Origin of the sequence: Pseudomonas koreensis (assembly GCF_025447595.1) — a bacterium.
Taxonomy (GTDB): domain Bacteria; phylum Pseudomonadota; class Gammaproteobacteria; order Pseudomonadales; family Pseudomonadaceae; genus Aquipseudomonas; species Aquipseudomonas koreensis_H.
In genome coordinates, this window is sequence record NZ_JAOEJU010000024.1 from 26,280 (window position 1) to 41,163 (window position 14,884).

Below are 14,884 nucleotides of genomic sequence, written 5' to 3' on the forward strand. Positions count from 1 at the left end.
TCGCAGACATTTCACGGGGCGGGCAGTTTACCCCTGCGCGGGCACAAGGCTCAACGCGAGCGCGTGCTGCCGGTGTGCAAATCGGCCCAGATATGGCCGTTGGCGTAGTTCAGGAACTGGCAATACACGGTGTCGTTGCGCAGCAGATCGATCACCACCCGGTACTGGGCGAGCGGATAAAAGAGCGTCAGGGTCTTGCTCTTGTCGTCATACACCGGTTTTTTCAGGCTTTTACTTTCGCCATCGAAATTGACCAGAACTTGATTGATCGTCGCGCCCTTGTTCAGGGATTTGCCCTTTAGGCGGATCATCAATGGCGAAGTCACCGGGATCGGCTGTTGGTTGGACTGGCGCTGGGCGCCCACTACCACGGAATAGTCGGTGACCTGCAGCAGTTGCTGCTGCTCGGGTTCGGCATCGCGCAGGGTCAGATCGTCGGGCGGCAGGAATTGGCTGTGCATCGGGGCGGCGGCCAGGGGCAGGCTGAGGGTCAGCAACAGGGCGGCGCAGCTGCGGATCAAGAGGCTCATGACGGGCTCCGGGGGACGGGGCCGAGCACTCTAGCATGGGTATCGCGGATGGATCAGCACACCGAAAACAACTGTGGGAGCGAGCTTGCTCGCGAAGGCGTCGGGTCAGTCGAAATATCTGAAACTGACACACCGCTTTCGCGAGCAAGCTCGCTCCCACAGGAGACAATGCAGGTGCTTACATGCCTTTGACGGCGAAGATCCCGTTGGCGTTGCGCCAGTAGCCTTTGTAGTCCATGCCGTAACCGAAGATGTAGCGGTCGATGCATGGCAGACCGACGAAATCGGCTTTCAGGTCAGGACGGGCCTTGCGGTCGTGGTCCTTGTCGATCAGCACGGCAGTGTGCACTTTGCGCGCGCCGGCGTGACGGCAGAAGTCGATGATCGCGCCCAGGGTGTGACCTTCGTCGAGGATGTCGTCGATGATCAGCACGTCGCGGTCGATGAACGAGACTTCCGGCTTGGCTTTCCAGAACAGGTCGCCGCCGCTGGTTTCGTTGCGATAGCGAGTGGCGTGCAAGTAGGACGCTTCCAGCGGGAACTGCAGATGGGTCAGCAGTTTGCCGGAGAAGATCAGGCCGCCGTTCATCACGCAGAACACCACCGGGTTGCTGTCGGCCAGTTGTTCGTTGATTTGTGCACCGACGCGGGCAATGGCAGCCTCGACTTCAGCTTCGGTGTACAGGCAGTCAGCCTCTCGCATGATTTGACGGATATGCTCGAGATCAGCGGACATGGCGCTCTCCAAGGGGGGTCTGTTTCGGAAAAGCGGGCAAAGGTACGCATCCCGCACGGCCGAATCAAGCATTTGTGGACTAACGTACTGTATGTCCTATAGGACATCACCCTCGGATAGATTAATCTAGGCCGGTTTTTTTGCCCGCCGCCGGAGCCTTTCCCCATGTCCATCCAAGAGATCCGCCATCCGCTGATCCGTCACAAACTTGGCCTTATGCGCCGTGCAGACATCAGCACCAAGAATTTCCGCGAGCTCGCTCAGGAAGTCGGTGCCCTGTTGACCTATGAAGCTACCAAAGACCTGCCGCTGGAAACCTACGATATCGAAGGTTGGTGCGGCACTGTGTCGGTCGAGAAAATCGCCGGCAAGAAGATTACCGTCGTGCCGATCCTGCGTGCCGGCATCGGCATGCTCGAAGGCGTGCTCAGCCTGATCCCGGGCGCCAAGGTCAGCGCCGTCGGCGTTGCCCGTAACGAAGAAACTCTGCAGGCCCACACCTATCTGGAAAAACTGGTTCCGGAAATCGACGAACGCCTGGCCATGATCATCGATCCGATGCTCGCCACCGGCAGCTCCATGGTTGCGACCATCGACCTGCTGAAGAAAGCCGGTTGCAAGGACATCCGCGCGATGGTGCTGGTTGCCGCGCCGGAGGGCATCGCCGCTGTCGAAAAAGCACACCCGGACGTGATCATCTACACCGCGTCCATCGATCAGAAACTCAACGAGCACGGTTACATCATTCCTGGGCTTGGCGATGCCGGTGACAAGATCTTCGGCACCAAGCAGAAGGACGCGTAAGCATGCAGCAAGAGTTCAACGATCCGCTCTGGCGCACGGTGCTGTCCGGCGCACAGATGCTGTTCGTGGCTTTCGGCGCCCTGGTGCTGATGCCACTGATCACGGGCCTGGACCCGAACGTGGCACTGTTTACCGCAGGTCTGGGCACGATTCTGTTCCAGATCGTCACCGGGCGTCAGGTGCCGGTGTTCCTGGCGTCGAGCTTCGCCTTCATCACCCCGATCATTCTCGCCAAGGGCCAGTTCGGCCTGGCGGCGACCATGGGCGGTGTGATGGCGGCCGGTTTCGTCTACACCTTCCTCGGCCTGGCCGTGAAGATCAAAGGCACCGGGTTCATTGACCGTCTGCTGCCACCGGTGGTGATCGGTCCGGTGATCATCTCCATCGGTCTGGCCATGGCGCCGATTGCCGCGAACATGGCGATGGGCAAGGCCGGTGACGGTTCGGAGCTGATCCACTACCAAACCGCGATGATGATCTCGATGCCGGCGCTGCTGACCACGCTGATCGTGGCGGTGTTCGGCAAAGGCATCTTCCGTCTGGTGCCGATCATTTCCGGCGTGCTGGTGGGTTTCGCCATGTCCTTCTACTTCGGTGTCGTCGACACCGCGAAGATTGCGGCAGCCCCATGGTTTGCACTTCCCCACTTCACCGCGCCGGAGTTCAACTGGCAGGCGATCCTGTTCATCGTCCCGGTAGCTTTGGCCCCGGCGATCGAGCACATCGGCGGCGTGATTGCGGTCGGCAGCGTGACCGGTCGCGACTACCTGAAGAAGCCGGGCCTGCATCGCACCCTGCTCGGTGACGGCATCGCCACCACGGCTGCCGGCCTGTTCGGCGGCCCGCCCAACACCACCTACGCGGAAGTGACTGGCGCGGTGATGCTGACCAAGAACTACAACCCGAAAATCATGACCTGGGCGGCGATCTTCGCCATCACCCTGGCGTTCATCGGCAAGTTCGGCGCCCTGCTGCAAAGCATTCCGGTGCCGGTGATGGGCGGGATTCTGTGCCTGTTGTTCGGTTCGATTGCGGCGGTGGGGATGAACACCCTGATCCGTCACAAGATCGACCTGGGCGAGGCGCGCAATCTGGTGATCGTTTCGGTGACCCTGGTGTTCGGTATCGGCGGCGTTCTGGTCGGCACCGGCACAGGTCCCGATGACTTTGGCCTCAAAGGCATCGCGCTGTGCGCGGTGGTGGCGATTGCGCTGAACCTGATTCTGCCGGGCAACGACAGCTGGAAACAGAAGAAGGCGGATGAGCCGCTGATCTAAGCCTTAGCTTCATCGCCTGAAAGGCCGCTATCGCCAGCAGGCTGGCTCCCACATTGGAATGCGCTTTCCTGGGGGAGCCAGCCTGCTGGCGATGCTTTTAGAGGGCCAGTGGCGCCCGCTCACACAACGTTGCCAACGCCTTCGCCCATTGCGGGTCGTCATTCAGGCACGGCACCAGCACCAACTCCTCTCCCCCTGCCTCGCGGAACTGTTCCTTGCCGCGATCGCCGATCTCTTCCAGGGTCTCGATACAATCGGCGACAAACGCCGGGCACATCACCAGAATCTTCTTCACACCGCTTTTGGCCAACTCATCCAGCCGCGCTTCGGTGTAGGGTTCGATCCACTTCGCCCGGCCCAGCCGCGACTGAAACGACACCGACCACTTACCGTCCGGGATGCCCATGCGCTTGGCAAACTCGGCTGCCGTACGCAGGCACTGGCCGCGATAGCAGGTCGCAACGACTTCCGGCGGTGCACCGGCGCAGCAATCGCCGCCGCCCTCGAAACTGTGCCCCGGATTGAGCTTTTTCAAGTGTCGTTCCGGCAAACCGTGGAAGCTCAGCAACAGGTGATCGTAATCCTGCTGCAAGTGCGGCTTGGCACTCGCCACCAGCGCGTCGAGGTATTCCGGCTGATCGTAGAACGGCTGCAATACCGACAGCTGCACATCGAGCTTCTTCTCGCGCACCACCCGCTTGGCTTCTTCAATCACCGTGGTGGTGGTGCTGTCGGCGAACTGTGGATAAAGCGGTGCGAGGGTGATGCGTTTATGCCCCGCCGCGACCAGTTTCAACAGGCTTGTCTCAATCGACGGCTCGCCGTAACGCATGGCCAGTTCAACCGGGCCATGGGTCCACTGAGACATCATCTGCTGTTGCAGGCGACGGCTGAGCACCACCAGCGGCGAGCCTTCGTCCCACCAGATCGAGGCGTAGGCATGGGCCGACTGCTCCGGGCGCTTGATCAGGATCAGCGACACCAGCAGACGCCGCACCGGCCACGGCAGGTCGATCACATACGGGTCCATCAGAAATTGATTGAGGTAGCTGCGCACGTCGGCCACTGAAGTGGAGGCCGGCGAGCCCAGATTGACCAGAAGCAAGGCGTGATCGGTCATGCAACGTCCTATTTCAGAGGCGGCTGGAGAGATCGTCCAGGGCCGCGCGTAAATCCGTGAACCGGAAAGTGAATCCCGCTTCCAGCAAGCGTTTTGGCGTGGCGCGTTGGCCACCCAGCAACAGCAATGACATCTCGCCGAGCCCGACCTTCAACGCGAGGGCCGGCATCGGCATGAACGCCGGGCGGTGCAGCACGCTGCCCAGCGTCTTGGCGAATTCGCGATTGCGCACAGGTTTCGGCGCGCACGCATTATAAGGACCGCTCGCCTGATTGCGGTGCAGAAGAAAATCAATCAGGGCGATTTGGTCATCGATATGAATCCACGGCATCCACTGCCGACCGTTGCCCAGGGGCCCGCCCAGCCCGAGCTTGAACGGCAGCAGCAGGCGCGACAAAAAGCCGCCCTCGGCCGACAGCACCAACCCGGTTCGCACCAGCACCACACGAATATCCATCGCTTCGGCGCGTTGCGCGGTTTCCTCCCAGGCGATGCACAACTGGCTGGCGAAATCGTCGATCACCGGCGGTGAGTCTTCGGTCAACTCACGCTCGCCGCCGTCACCGTACCAACCCACGGCCGAACCCGAGATCAGCAGCGACGGTTTCTGCCCGCGATGCTCCATCCACGCCAGCAACGATTCGGTCAGCGTTATCCGGCTGCTCCACAACAACGCCTTGCGCCGATGGGTCCACGGCCGGTCGGCAATCGGCGCGCCGGCGAGGTTGACGATCACGTCGACCGGCTCGTCGCCAAAGTCCTCCAGACGTGCGATTCCACGCACCTGGGCGCCACAGATTTTCGCGACTTTTTCCGGACGACGACTCCAGACCGTCAGGCGATGCCCCTGCCCGGACCAGTGCCGGCAAAGCTGACGTCCGATCAATCCAGTACCGCCGGTCAGCAATATGTGCATGACTTCTTCCTCGCGTGGCGTTTTACCCCGATCACTAGTCTATTTTTATAAACAGGGATCTTTTCTATCGGGCAGGCTCTATTGTTTAACCATAGGCCAAGCTGTCAGAACGAGAACGCTGAAAGTTATACCAAAAAACAAAATTGTACAGGTTTCATCCACGGCGTAGTCTGTACAGAAAGGTAAACGAGGCCCCTATGACTGTACCTATCGCAATCATTGGCACCGGCATCGCCGGACTCTCCGCCGCCCAGGCCCTCACAGATGCCGGGCATACCGTTCAGTTGTTCGATAAAAGCCGCGGCAGCGGCGGGCGCATGTCGAGCAAGCGCAGCGACGCCGGTTCGCTGGACATGGGCGCGCAATACTTCACCGCCCGTGACCGGCGTTTCGTGACCGAGGTGCAACGCTGGCAAAGCCAGGGCTGGGTCGCCGAGTGGCAACCGCAGCTCTACACCTTTCATGGCGGTCAACTGAATCTGTCCCCGGACGAACAGACCCGCTGGGTCGGCACGCCACGCATGAGCGCCATTACCCGTGGATTGCTCGATGGTCTGGAAGTGCACTTCGCCTGCCGCATCACCGAGGTCTATCGCGGCGAAGAACACTGGCACTTGCAGGACGCCGAAGGCTTCACCCACGGGCCGTTCAGCCACGTCGTGATCGCCACACCGGCGCCGCAAGCCACCGCCCTGCTGGCCGCAGCACCGAAACTCGCCGGAGCCGCTGCCGGGGTGAAAATGGACCCGACCTGGGCCGTCGCCCTCGCTTTCGACACGCCGCTGGATACGCCGATCGAAGGCTGCTTCGTCCAGGACAGCGCCCTCGACTGGCTGGCCCGCAACCGCAGCAAACCGGGACGCGACACCACGTGCGACACTTGGGTCCTGCACGCCACCAGTGCCTGGAGCCGGCAACACATCGACCTGCCCAAGGAAGCTGTAATCGAACAATTGCACGGCGCCTTCGCCGAATTGCTGCACAGCGCCATGCCGGCCCCGACCTTCAGCCTCGCCCACCGTTGGCTCTATGCCCGGCCAGCCAGCAGCCATGAATGGGGCACCCTGGCCGACGCTGATCTGGGCCTGTATGCCTGTGGCGACTGGTGCCTGTCGGGTCGGGTCGAAGGGGCGTGGCTCAGTGGTCAGGAGGCTGCAAGACGTTTGCACGAACACCTGCAGTGAACCGCATCAACCCGCGCAAATTGCTGCTGTCGAAATGGACAGCAGCCCACCCGCAAAACCGTGAAAAGCATTTTCTGGTGACCGAACTGTTCCGCGACGAGGACGGCACGGTGCTGGAAATCGAGTTGCAGGCGGTGCTGACCCGGCGTACCGAGCAATGCGACTGGCATGCCCTGCAGGATGATTCACGCTGGAAAATGGGCTGGCGCTGAAAACCTCAAAAACTTGTACAAATGATTTGACTTGTACACCTTTGAATCTATGCTGAAAGAATGTTGTACAGATCAATTCCTCTGTACAGGTTCAGATTCGAGGTTGCTGCATGTCCGACTCATCGACGTCCCCACCGAAAATCGCCATCAGCGCCTGCCTGATGGGCGCCGAAGTGCGCTACAACGGTGGGCACAAAGAATCGCGGCTGTGTTCCCGCACCCTCAGCGAACATTTCGAATTCGTCCCGGTGTGCCCGGAAGTTGCGATCGGCCTGGGCATTCCTCGCGAGCCGATCCGTCTGGTCGGTGACCCGGAACAACCCGAAGCCCTCGGCACGGCAGACCGGGAGATAAACGTCACCCGGCCGCTGACGGAATACGGCCAGAAAATGGCTGCCGAACTCGACGACATCTGCGGCTACATCTTCATGCAGCAATCACCGTCATGCGGGCTGGAACGGGTCAAGGTCTATCACCCCAACGGTGCGCCGCAGGGCAACGGTCGCGGGATTTACGCCCAGGCGTTCTGTGCAGCGCACCCCGAATTGCCGGTGGAAGAAGCCGGGCGCCTGAACGACCCGGTGCTGCGGGAAAATTTCATCACCCGGGTGTTCGCCTACAGCGACTGGCAACAGGTGATTCGGCAAGGTTTGAGCCGCCGCGCGCTCACCGACTTTCACTCGCGCTACAAATACCTGCTGATGGCCCACAACCCAGTGCAATACAAAACGCTGGGCAATCTGCTGGGCAACATGGGCCGGCTCGATCCCGAAGAACTCGGCCCGCGCTATTTCAGCGAACTGATGGCAGCGCTGAAAAAATGCGCCACCCGCCGCACTCACAGCAATGTCCTGCAGCACATCAGTGGCTACCTGAAACAGGCCATCAGCCCCGAAGACAAACAGGAAGTGCAGCACATCATCGGCCAGTACCGGCACGGCATCGTGCCGTTGGTGGTGCCGCTGACGCTGCTCAAGCATCACTTTCGCCTCCACCCGGATCCCTACATTGCGCAGCAGGTGTACCTGCAACCGCATCCGGAAAACCTCAGCCTGCGAAACGCCATTTGATGAACGACTCACACGACACCAGCGCCCGTGAAGACCTCGGCGCCGACTTCAAGAAAGCCCTCGACGAGGGTTGGCTGCCGATCCGCGAAGTCGCGCGCCAGACCGGCGTGAATGCCGTCACCCTGCGCGCCTGGGAACGCCGTTACGGGCTGATCGTTCCGCAGCGCACGCCCAAGGGCCATCGTCTTTACAGCGCCGAGCATGTGCAACGCATCCAGAACATTCTCACCTGGCTCAACCGGGGCGTTGCGGTCAGCCAGGTCAAACCGCTGCTCGACACGGCGCAGGCGTTCAACGAACCGGTGGAAGACGAATGGCGTCCGCTTCGTCAGGCTGCTCTGCTGGCGGTCACACACCTGAACGAGCGCAGTCTCGACGACAGCATCAACCAGGCGATGGCGCTCTACCCGCCCCGCACCCTGTGCGAGCAATTATTGCTGCCGCTGCTGGAAGATCTCGAACAACGCTGGCAAGGCCAGTTCGGTGCGCAGATGGAGCGCGTGTTCTTTTATGCATGGTTACGCAGCAAATTCGGCGCGCGCATCTACCATAACAACCGTCAGTTGCGCACCGCGCCGCTGCTGCTGGTCAATCAGTCGGATCTGCCGCTGGAACCGCACCTGTGGCTCTGCGCCTGGCTGATCAGCAGCGCCGATTGCCCGGTGCAGGTGTTCGACTGGCCACTGCCGGCCGGTGAGCTGGCTTTGGCAACCGACACCCTGCAAGCCCGTGTCGTACTGCTGTATTCCAGCAAAGCCCTGAACCTTGCGCAGCTGCCGAAACTGTTGAATGGCGTCAGCTGCCCAAAACTGATTGTCGGACCAACGGTGTGCATCCACCACGCCGAGTTGTCCGTAAAAACGTCCGAGATCGCTGATTTGTTCCTGGCCGAAGATCCCCTGTCGGCGCATCGGGTACTCGTTCAGCGTGGGTTGATTTAATGATTCAGACAGAGACCGACATGCAATTGATCTGGCTGCGCAGCGATCTGCGCCAACATGACAACACCGCCCTCGCGGCCGCCGCCGAGCATGGCCCGACCGTGGCTGTGTACCTGTTGAGCCCGCAGCAATGGCAGGAACATGACGACGCACCGTGCAAAATCGATTTCTGGTTGCGCAATTTGCGTGAATTGAGCAAAACCCTTGGCGACCTGAACATCCCGCTCTTGATCCGCAGCGCGCCTCACTGGGATCAGGCACCTGCGGTGCTGCTCGAACTGTGTCGGCACCTGAAGATCGAAGCCGTGCACGTCAACGAGGAATACGGCATCAACGAAAGCCGTCGCGATGACGCGGTTGCCGAGGTGCTGCAAGCCGCAGGCATTACGTTCCACAGCTACCTGGACCAACTGCTGTTCAAACCCGGTAGTGTGCTGACCAAAACCGGCACGTACTTTCAAGTGTTCAGCCAGTTCCGCAAGGTCTGCTACGAACGCCTGCACCGCTCGATGCCGTCGCTGAAACAGGCGCCGGGCAAACAATCGGCGCTGAACATCGACAGCGACCCCGTTCCAGACGCCATCGAAGGGTTCCCGACACCGGGCGAATCCCTGCGCGCCCTGTGGCCCGCCGGTGAAGCCGAGGCCCGAAGCCGCCTCGACACGTTCGCCGATGCGCAGATCGATTACTACAAGAGCGAGCGCGACTTCCCGGCCAAACCCGGCACCAGCCAGCTCTCGGCCTATCTGGCCGCTGGCGTGATCTCGCCGCGCCAATGCCTGCACGCCGCCCTGCAAAGCAATCAGGGCGAATTCGAAAGCGGCAAGGTCGGAGCCGTCACCTGGATTAACGAACTGCTGTGGCGTGAATTCTACAAACACATCCTCGTCGGTTACCCACGGGTTTCACGCCATCGCGCATTCCGTCCGGAAACCGAAGCCCTGGCCTGGCGCGATGCCCCCGGGGATCTGGCCGCCTGGCAGGAAGCCCGCACTGGATTGCCGATCATTGACGCGGCCATGCGCCAACTGTTGGAAACCGGCTGGATGCACAACCGGCTGCGAATGGTCGTAGCGATGTTCCTGACCAAGAACCTGCTGATCGACTGGCGCGAAGGCGAACGCTTTTTCATGCGCCACCTGATCGACGGCGACCTGGCCGCCAACAACGGCGGATGGCAATGGAGCTCATCGACCGGCACCGACTCGGCGCCGTATTTCCGTATTTTCAACCCGTTGAGCCAGTCGGAAAAATTCGATAGCGAAGGGTTGTTCATCAAGCACTGGCTGCCGGAGCTGGCCGGGCTGAACAAGAAAGACGTGCACAATCCGGCCGGTGCCGGCGGACTGTTCGGCGTAGCGGACTATCCGCCGCCGATAGTCAATTTGAGTGCGTCACGTGAGCGTGCGCTGGCAGCGTTCAAGAATCTGCCATCACGGTCATCTGCTGAAAATGGGTACGCGTGAATTTCGGGTGATTTTCTGGCTGACAAGGGGATTTGGATGAGTCGTACTGCTCCACGGCGTTATTGGCTGACCGGTGCCAGCAGTGGCATCGGCGCAGCCTTGGCAGAAGAAATCCTCAAGACCGGTGCGCATCTGGCGGTCAGTTCTCGCCAGGTCGCGCCGCTCAAGGTTTTGTCACAGCGTTATCCGGGACAGGTTCTGGTGGTGCCGGGTGATCTGACCAACAGCCAGACCGTGCGTGAAATCGGCGAACAGATCTCAGAGGACTGGGGCTCGCTGGATACCGTGATCCTTAATGCGGGCACCTGCGAATACGTCGATGCCCACCAGTTCGACGCTTCGATCATCGAACACGTGGTGCGCACCAACCTGCTCGCCAGCAGCTATTGCATCGAAGCCGCCCTGCCCTTGTTGCGCAAAGGCACGGCACCACATCTGGTGGGAATGGCCAGCTCGGTGACCTATGTGCCGCTGCCCCGGGCCGAAGCCTATGGCGCATCGAAGGCCGGGCTGCGTTACCTGTTCGAATCCCTGCGCATCGACCTCGCCGACGAGGGTATCGAAGTCACGGTGATCAGCCCCGGTTTCGTCGACACGCCGCTGACCGCCAAAAATGATTTCCCGATGCCACTCAGCTGGCCTGTGGATAAAGCCGCGCGGCATATCTTCGCCAAGCTGAAGGATCGACCGCTGGAAATCGCCTTTCCGGCTCTGTTCATGGCGGTCCTGTGGCCCTTGTCCAAATTGCCCGCGCGCGTACAACTGGCGATCGGCAAACGTATGGTGCGCAGCAACCCGCCGTTCAGGGACGCAACGTGAAAATTGCCATCGTCGGCAGCGGCATCGCAGGTTTGACCTGCGCGTATCTGCTCGCCCGCCGACATGAAATTACCGTATTCGAAGCCGATGCATGGGTCGGCGGCCACACGCACACGGTGCCGGTGACTGTGGACGGGCGCGAGTACGCGGTAGACACCGGGTTCATCGTGTTCAACGACTGGACGTATCCGAACTTCATTCGTTTGCTCGGCCAGTTGGGCGTGGCGTTCAAGCCCACCGAGATGAGTTTTTCGGTCAACGATCCGGACACTGGCCTGGAATACAACGGCAATAATCTCGACAGCCTGTTCGCCCAACGCAGCAATCTGCTGTCGCCGGGATTCTGGGGCATGCTGCGCGACATTCTGCGGTTCAATAAAGAAGCGCGACGCGATCTGGCCGAACAGCGAATCGCCGTCGACACCACCCTCGACGATTACCTCAAGGCCGGTGGTTACGGCGAGCGCTTCATCCTGCATTACATCGTGCCGATGGGCGCGGCGATCTGGTCGATGCCGATGGCCGAAATGCTCAATTTTCCATTGCAGTTCTTCGTGCGTTTTTTCGAGAATCACGGGTTGCTGTCGATCAGTAATCGGCCGCAGTGGCAGGTCATCGAGGGCGGTTCCAGCACCTATATCGCGCCGCTGACAGAGTCGTTCAAGGAGCGCATCCGCCTGAACTGCCCCGTGAACCGGATCGATCGAGACGCGCACGGCGTGGTTATCCACAGCCCGGCGGGCATCGAACGTTTCGACAAAGTGGTGTTGGCCTGTCACAGCGATCAGGCCCTTCGATTGCTGGGCAATCCCGGTCATGCCGAACGGGAAATCCTCGGCGCCCTGCCCTACGCCGACAACGAAGTGGTGCTGCACACCGACACCCGCCTGCTGCCCGCACGCAAACGGGCCTGGGCCAGCTGGAATTATCGCCTCGGCGGCGCCGGTCATACCCAGGCCGCCGTGACCTACGACATGAACATTCTGCAAGGCATCCAGAGCGACACCACGTTCTGCGTCAGCCTCAACCAGAGCGCCGGGATCAGCCCGTCCAAAGTGCTCGCGCGCTTCACCTACACCCACCCGCAATTCAGCCTCGCGGCGGTGGCGGCGCAACAGCGCTGGGCCGAACTCGACGGCGCGCAACACACGCATTATTGCGGCGCCTATTGGGCCAACGGTTTCCATGAGGACGGCGTGGTCAGCGCCTTGCGCGTGGCCGCGTCCTTCGGAGAAAGCCTGTGAACAGCGCGCTCTACAGCGGCTGGATCGCCCATCGGCGATTTGCCCCTCGCCGCCATGAATTCCGTTACCGGATCGGCATGCTGTACCTCGATCTGGCCGAGCAGGAGGTCGTGCTGGGTCTGTCCCGACTGGCGGGCGCCAGCCGCTTTGCACCGTTTTCATTTCGCGAAACCGATTACCTGAAAACCTTCACCGGCCGGGGCGTGCGCCTGAGCGATGCGGTGCGCCAGGTGGTCGGCGAAGCCCTGGGCCATGCGCCGCAAGGTTCGATCTGCCTGCTGACCCAGCCGCGCAGCTGGGGCCTGTCGTTCAACCCGGTGAGTTTTTTCTATTGCCACGAGGCCGACGGCCAACTCGCGGCGATTCTCTGCGAAGTCAGCAACACCCCGTGGCGCGAGCGTTTTCACTACGTGCTACCGGCCAGAGCACCGACCAACCTGCAGGACTTTCACCAGCACTTTGCGGTGGCCAAGGCGTTTCATGTGTCGCCATTCCTGCCGCCGGATCTGGAATACCGCATGAGTTTCAGCCCGGCCGCGCAGATCCTAGGCGTCCACATGGCCGACTGGCAAGGCGAGCAAAAATTGTTCGACGCCACCCTCGACCTGCGACGCGACCCCCTTGATCGGCACCACCTGCACCGGCACCTGTGGCGCTTTCCCTGGATGACCGCCAAGACCGCGCTGGCGATCTATTGGCAGGCGCTGCGCCTGTTGCTCAAGCGCACGCCGGTGTTTGCCCACCAGCGCGCCGACGACCGTTTTCGAACCGCCACCGTACCACCCGAGGAACGCCACCATGAAATCCACTAGCGTCTCGGCCATAGCCAGTCTGTTCAGTCCCCACGGTCTGAGCGGTTCGCTGCTGCGCCGGGGAGTACTGCGCCAGCTGGAGCAACTCAAACATGGCCAATTGATCGTCATCGAGGACGGCGAACGCCACGTCTTCGGCACGCCGGGCAGCGCTTTGGTGGGGGAAATTCAGGTCATGGATCCGGCCGCCTGGGGCCTGGTCGCCGGCAATGGTTCGATCGGTGCCGGTGAGGCTTTCATTCATGGTTACTGGCGTTCGCCGGATCTGACGGCGGTGGTGCGGGTCTTCGTCAGCAACCTTGAAGTGCTCGACGCAATGGAAGGTGGCCTGGCCAGGCTCGGTCGCCCGTTGGTGCGCGGGCTGCACTGGCTCAATCGCAATACGCGCAAGGGCTCGCAGAAAAACATCGCAGCTCATTACGACCTCGGCAATGACCTGTTCGAACAGTTTCTCGATCCGACCATGATGTATTCGGCCGCGCAGTTCCTCAGCCCCGATGACAGCCTGGAGCAGGCACAACTGAACAAACTGGAGCGGATCTGCCAGAAACTCGCGCTCAAGCCCGGTGACCATCTGCTGGAAATCGGCACGGGCTGGGGCAGCATGGCGCTTTACGCGGCGCAGCATTACGGCTGCAAAGTCACCACCACGACGCTGTCGAAGGAGCAGTTCGCCTTCACCGCCGCGCGCATCGAACGCCTCGGTTTACAGGATCAGGTGACGCTGCTGCTCAAGGACTATCGCGACCTCACCGGCCAGTACGACAAACTGGTGTCGATCGAAATGATCGAAGCAGTCGGCCACCGCTTCCTGCCGGCCTACTTCAAACAGTGCGCACACCTGCTCAAGAGCAACGGCCTGATGTTGCTGCAAGCGATCACCATCCGCGAACAGCGCTACGAGCAAGCGCGTCGTGGGGTGGACTTCATCCAGCGCTACATTTTTCCTGGCGGCGCCCTGCCTTGCGTGCAGAAAATGCTCGAGATCGTCAGCCGCGACACCGACATGAATCTGTTGCACATGGAAGATTTCGGCCTGCATTACGCACGCACCCTGCGCCTGTGGCACGAGAACTTCCGCCATGCTCAGGGGCGTCTGACCGAGCTGGGCTATGACGATTACTTCCTCAGGTTGTGGGAGTTTTACCTGTGTTATTGCGAGGGCGGATTTCTCGAACGCACCATCGGCACCGCGCAACTGCTGCTGGCCAAACCGGCGGCGATGACCGCGCCGTTGCTGGGCCGATTCGATGCTTGAGCGGTTGGCCAACGCGGTGCTGTTCCAGATCGGCTGGCTGGCCTGCGTGCTCGGCGGTAACAGCTTGTGGTTGTTACTGGCGCTGGCGGTGCTGGTGATTCATCTGCGCTGGATCAGCAGCTGGACGCAGGAAGGCCGGTTGATCCTCAGCGTGGTGATTATCGGCACGGCGGTGGACAGCATGTTGCGTGGCTTCGGGGTTTTCGAGTTCAAGGATCTGTCGCCGCTGATTCCACTGTGGCTGATGTTGTTGTGGGCATTGTTTGCCACGACATTGCGTCATTGCCTGCAATGGAGCGCGAAGCCATGGTGGCTGGCCAGTCTGCTTGGCGCGGCGGGTGGCGCGCTATCCTATGGCGCCGGCGGACGACTGGCCGGTGTGCAATTTCCTTTCGGTGAGCTCCCTACCCTGATCGGCATCGCGCTGCTATGGGCGCTGCTGTTTCCGCTGCTGCACCAATTGTCCCGGCGGCTGACGCGCTAAACGTCTGTCAG

The 14,884-nt window shown here is 61.1% G+C and carries 16 protein-coding genes; 12 read left to right on the forward strand and 4 right to left on the reverse strand.

All coding sequences use genetic code 11. The annotated features are described in order from the left end of the window. Window positions 1-50: 50 nt before the first annotated feature. Window positions 51-530 (reverse strand): hypothetical protein, encoded by a 480-nt coding sequence (locus N8H71_RS23665; RefSeq protein WP_262195874.1) that lies wholly within the window; start codon window positions 528-530, stop codon window positions 51-53. A gap of 178 nt (window positions 531-708) precedes the next feature. Continuing rightward, window positions 709-1,266: a hypoxanthine-guanine phosphoribosyltransferase gene (locus N8H71_RS23670; protein ID WP_007951681.1), complete on the reverse strand. Its 558-nt coding sequence runs from the start codon at window positions 1,264-1,266 to the stop codon at window positions 709-711. 165 nt (window positions 1,267-1,431) lie between these two features. Between N8H71_RS23670 and upp the strand changes: the two genes are divergently transcribed. Further along, complete coding sequence (gene upp / locus N8H71_RS23675; protein WP_007951682.1) at window positions 1,432-2,070, forward strand: uracil phosphoribosyltransferase; 639 nt, start codon at window positions 1,432-1,434, stop codon at window positions 2,068-2,070. Between the two features lie 2 nt (window positions 2,071-2,072). Continuing rightward, entirely contained in the window at window positions 2,073-3,347 is a 1,275-nt protein-coding gene (locus N8H71_RS23680) for a uracil-xanthine permease family protein (protein WP_262195875.1), read from the forward strand. A 97-nt stretch (window positions 3,348-3,444) separates the two neighbouring features. On the opposite strand, the gene hemH is transcribed toward N8H71_RS23680, so the two are convergent. Beyond that, the gene (hemH, locus tag N8H71_RS23685) at window positions 3,445-4,467 is read right to left on the reverse strand and encodes a ferrochelatase (RefSeq protein ID WP_262195876.1); all 1,023 of its coding nucleotides are present in this window, start codon (window positions 4,465-4,467) and stop codon (window positions 3,445-3,447) included. Between the two features lie 13 nt (window positions 4,468-4,480). Then, window positions 4,481-5,383 carry a TIGR01777 family oxidoreductase gene (locus N8H71_RS23690; RefSeq protein WP_262195877.1) on the reverse strand — a complete coding sequence of 301 codons (903 nt, stop codon included), beginning with the start codon at window positions 5,381-5,383 and terminating at the stop codon, window positions 4,481-4,483. A 197-nt stretch (window positions 5,384-5,580) separates the two neighbouring features. On the opposite strand from N8H71_RS23690, the gene N8H71_RS23695 reads away from it, so the two are divergent. From N8H71_RS23695 to N8H71_RS23740, 10 genes are all read left to right on the forward strand, one after another. Continuing rightward, window positions 5,581-6,567, forward strand: coding sequence for an NAD(P)/FAD-dependent oxidoreductase (locus N8H71_RS23695; RefSeq protein WP_262195878.1), 987 nt, complete (start codon window positions 5,581-5,583; stop codon window positions 6,565-6,567). Then, on the forward strand, window positions 6,564-6,779 hold the full coding sequence (locus tag N8H71_RS23700; RefSeq protein ID WP_039766311.1) for a TIGR02450 family Trp-rich protein: 216 nt from the start codon (window positions 6,564-6,566) through the stop codon (window positions 6,777-6,779). Before N8H71_RS23695 ends, N8H71_RS23700 begins: the two co-directional genes overlap by 4 nt. Window positions 6,780-6,889: 110 nt before the next feature. After that, window positions 6,890-7,849 (forward strand): YbgA family protein, encoded by a 960-nt coding sequence (locus N8H71_RS23705; RefSeq protein ID WP_262195879.1) that lies wholly within the window; start codon window positions 6,890-6,892, stop codon window positions 7,847-7,849. Next, entirely contained in the window at window positions 7,849-8,790 is a 942-nt protein-coding gene (locus N8H71_RS23710) for a MerR family transcriptional regulator (protein ID WP_262195880.1), read from the forward strand. Before N8H71_RS23705 ends, N8H71_RS23710 begins: the two co-directional genes overlap by 1 nt. Before the next feature lie 20 nt (window positions 8,791-8,810). Beyond that, on the forward strand, window positions 8,811-10,256 hold the full coding sequence (gene phrB / locus N8H71_RS23715) for a deoxyribodipyrimidine photo-lyase (protein WP_262195881.1): 1,446 nt from the start codon (window positions 8,811-8,813) through the stop codon (window positions 10,254-10,256). A 36-nt stretch (window positions 10,257-10,292) separates the two neighbouring features. After that, entirely contained in the window at window positions 10,293-11,075 is a 783-nt protein-coding gene (locus tag N8H71_RS23720; protein WP_262195882.1) for an SDR family NAD(P)-dependent oxidoreductase, read from the forward strand. After that, entirely contained in the window at window positions 11,072-12,319 is a 1,248-nt protein-coding gene (locus N8H71_RS23725; protein ID WP_262195883.1) for an NAD(P)/FAD-dependent oxidoreductase, read from the forward strand. Before N8H71_RS23720 ends, N8H71_RS23725 begins: the two co-directional genes overlap by 4 nt. Then, a complete protein-coding gene (locus N8H71_RS23730) occupies window positions 12,316-13,131 on the forward strand; it encodes a DUF1365 domain-containing protein (RefSeq protein WP_262195884.1) in 816 nt (271 codons plus the stop codon). The genes N8H71_RS23725 and N8H71_RS23730 overlap by 4 nt, the downstream gene beginning before the upstream one ends. Further along, on the forward strand, window positions 13,118-14,389 hold the full coding sequence (locus N8H71_RS23735; RefSeq protein WP_262195885.1) for an SAM-dependent methyltransferase: 1,272 nt from the start codon (window positions 13,118-13,120) through the stop codon (window positions 14,387-14,389). Before N8H71_RS23730 ends, N8H71_RS23735 begins: the two co-directional genes overlap by 14 nt. Continuing rightward, window positions 14,382-14,873 (forward strand): DUF2878 domain-containing protein, encoded by a 492-nt coding sequence (locus N8H71_RS23740; protein WP_262195886.1) that lies wholly within the window; start codon window positions 14,382-14,384, stop codon window positions 14,871-14,873. The genes N8H71_RS23735 and N8H71_RS23740 overlap by 8 nt, the downstream gene beginning before the upstream one ends. The last annotated feature ends 11 nt before the right edge of the window (window positions 14,874-14,884 follow it).

Coding starts and splice junctions, on each gene's coding strand:
- phrB (WP_262195881.1), top strand. CDS start 8,811: ATGCAATTGATCTGGCTGCGCAGCGATCTGCGCCAACATGACAACACC.
- N8H71_RS23680 (WP_262195875.1), top strand. CDS start 2,073: ATGCAGCAAGAGTTCAACGATCCGCTCTGGCGCACGGTGCTGTCCGGC.
- N8H71_RS23720 (WP_262195882.1), top strand. CDS start 10,293: ATGAGTCGTACTGCTCCACGGCGTTATTGGCTGACCGGTGCCAGCAGT.
- N8H71_RS23710 (WP_262195880.1), top strand. CDS start 7,849: ATGAACGACTCACACGACACCAGCGCCCGTGAAGACCTCGGCGCCGAC.
- upp (WP_007951682.1), top strand. CDS start 1,432: ATGTCCATCCAAGAGATCCGCCATCCGCTGATCCGTCACAAACTTGGC.
- N8H71_RS23670 (WP_007951681.1), bottom strand. CDS start 1,266: ATGTCCGCTGATCTCGAGCATATCCGTCAAATCATGCGAGAGGCTGAC.
- N8H71_RS23735 (WP_262195885.1), top strand. CDS start 13,118: ATGAAATCCACTAGCGTCTCGGCCATAGCCAGTCTGTTCAGTCCCCAC.
- hemH (WP_262195876.1), bottom strand. CDS start 4,467: ATGACCGATCACGCCTTGCTTCTGGTCAATCTGGGCTCGCCGGCCTCC.
- N8H71_RS23690 (WP_262195877.1), bottom strand. CDS start 5,383: ATGCACATATTGCTGACCGGCGGTACTGGATTGATCGGACGTCAGCTT.
- N8H71_RS23740 (WP_262195886.1), top strand. CDS start 14,382: ATGCTTGAGCGGTTGGCCAACGCGGTGCTGTTCCAGATCGGCTGGCTG.
- N8H71_RS23705 (WP_262195879.1), top strand. CDS start 6,890: ATGTCCGACTCATCGACGTCCCCACCGAAAATCGCCATCAGCGCCTGC.
- N8H71_RS23665 (WP_262195874.1), bottom strand. CDS start 530: ATGAGCCTCTTGATCCGCAGCTGCGCCGCCCTGTTGCTGACCCTCAGC.
- N8H71_RS23695 (WP_262195878.1), top strand. CDS start 5,581: ATGACTGTACCTATCGCAATCATTGGCACCGGCATCGCCGGACTCTCC.